Origin of the sequence: Streptococcus sp. 1004_SSPC, from assembly GCF_001069025.1 — a bacterium.
Classification (GTDB): domain Bacteria; phylum Bacillota; class Bacilli; order Lactobacillales; family Streptococcaceae; genus Streptococcus; species Streptococcus vestibularis.
In genome coordinates this window covers 1-1,575 of record NZ_JWGQ01000113.1, presented here as the reverse complement: position 1 = coordinate 1,575, position 1,575 = coordinate 1, and the positions used below count along the sequence as shown (strand labels likewise).

Annotated in this window: 2 protein-coding genes and 1 pseudogene; all 3 read left to right on the top strand. The window is 41.8% G+C overall.

The window, feature by feature from the left end; genetic code table 11:
- Positions 1-162 (top strand): annotated as a pseudogene (locus tag ADF62_RS08415) (transporter substrate-binding domain-containing protein); the annotation flags it as partial.
- 17 nt (positions 163-179) lie between these two features.
- Positions 180-878 carry an amino acid ABC transporter permease gene (locus ADF62_RS08410; protein ID WP_003098465.1) on the top strand — a complete coding sequence of 233 codons (699 nt, stop codon included), beginning with the start codon at positions 180-182 and terminating at the stop codon, positions 876-878.
- Positions 879-889: 11 nt separating this feature from the next.
- Entirely contained in the window at positions 890-1,540 is a 651-nt protein-coding gene (locus ADF62_RS08405) for an amino acid ABC transporter permease (RefSeq protein WP_002886253.1), read from the top strand.
- Positions 1,541-1,575: the final 35 nt, after the last annotated feature.

Sequence of the window (1,575 nt, the reverse complement as noted above, 5' to 3'; positions counted from 1 at the left end):
GAAGGTTTCAAAACACAAGAATACGGTATCGCCTCAAGCAAGTCTAACCAAGAGTTAATTGATTATACCAACGATTTGATTGCTAAATGGCAAAAAGATGGTAGCCTTCAAAAACTCTACGATAAGTATCACTTGAAACCAGCTAAGGCTGAAGATAAATAGAAAGGAGTCCTGAATTTATGTATCTTTTAACTGAAACGGCTAGTCCTTTCGCTCTTGAACGTTGGGCTGCTTTCTTCGCTAACTTTGGTCAGTTTGCCAAAGGTTTCTTTTACACTCTTGGCATTTCAATTGGTGCCTTGATTGTAGCTCTTCTTCTTGGGCTCATCTTTGGAGCTATGAGTTCAACTCACAACAAGGTTCTCCGTGGCATCTCACGTATTTATGTCGAAATCTTCCAAAACACACCCTTGCTTGTGCAATTCGTGGTTGTCTTCTATGGGATTTCAATATTGACTGATGGTCATGTCATGATCCCAATTTCATTGACAGCTATCCTTTGTGTTGGGGTCTACACAGGAGCTTATATCTCTGAAATTATTCGTACAGGTATCGAGGCAGTTCCTAAAGGTCAAACCGAAGCAGCTTTGTCTCAAGGGTTCACCTACGCTGATACCATGCGTATCATCATCTTGCCTCAAGCCGTTCGTACTATCTTGCCGCCATTGACCAACCAAGTGGTTAACTTGATTAAAAACACTTCTACAGTTGCCATCATCTCTGGAGCAGATATCATGTTCACGGCTAAGGCTTGGGCTTATGATACCACTAACTATGTGCCGGCCTTTGCTGGGGCTGCTTTCCTCTACTTTATCATGTGTTTCCCTCTAGCTACCTGGGCACGTCGTAAAGAAGAAGAGAATAAGAAAGCTTACTAAGGAGGTCCACTATGTCAGAAGTTTTATCAGCTACTAACCTTAAATTCTTAGCACAAGGGATGTGGACGACCCTTTACTTGTCTTTCTTCATCATCGTGCTATCTACCTTGTTCGGAACAATTCTGGCGGTCATGCGTAACGGAAAGAATCCTATTCTTCGTTGGATCGCTTCTATCTACGTTGAGTTCGTCCGTAACGTTCCTAACTTGCTTTGGATTTTCATTATCTTCTTGGTCTTCCAGCTTAAGTCAACTGCGGCAGGAATTACCTCGTTCACAGTCTTCACCTCAGCTGCCTTAGCAGAAATCATTCGTGGGGGACTGAACTCTATCGATCATGGCCAAACGGAAGCAGGCTTGTCTCAAGGATTTAACAACAAACAAATCTTTATTTACATCATCTTCCCACAGGCTATTCGTAAGATGTTGCCATCTATCATTTCTCAATTTGTAACAGTAATCAAGGATACTTCTTTCCTTTACTCTGTTATCGCCTTACAAGAATTGTTTGGTAAGAGCCAGATTCTGATGGGTGGCTACTACGAACCTAGTCAAATCTTTACCTTATACGGTATTGTGGCTTTAGCTTATTTCGTGGTTAACTTTGCTATTTCTAGCTACTCTCGCTACCTCTCTAAACAATGGGAGCAAGCTAGTGAATAAACAAAAACTCACCTACGGGTGGGTTTTTGTTTGCT

Bases quoted from the DNA above. Each gene is read 5' to 3' on its own strand.
- ADF62_RS08410 (WP_003098465.1), top strand. From the start codon at position 180: ATGTATCTTTTAACTGAAACGGCTAGTCCTTTCGCTCTTGAACGTTGG.
- ADF62_RS08405 (WP_002886253.1), top strand. From the start codon at position 890: ATGTCAGAAGTTTTATCAGCTACTAACCTTAAATTCTTAGCACAAGGG.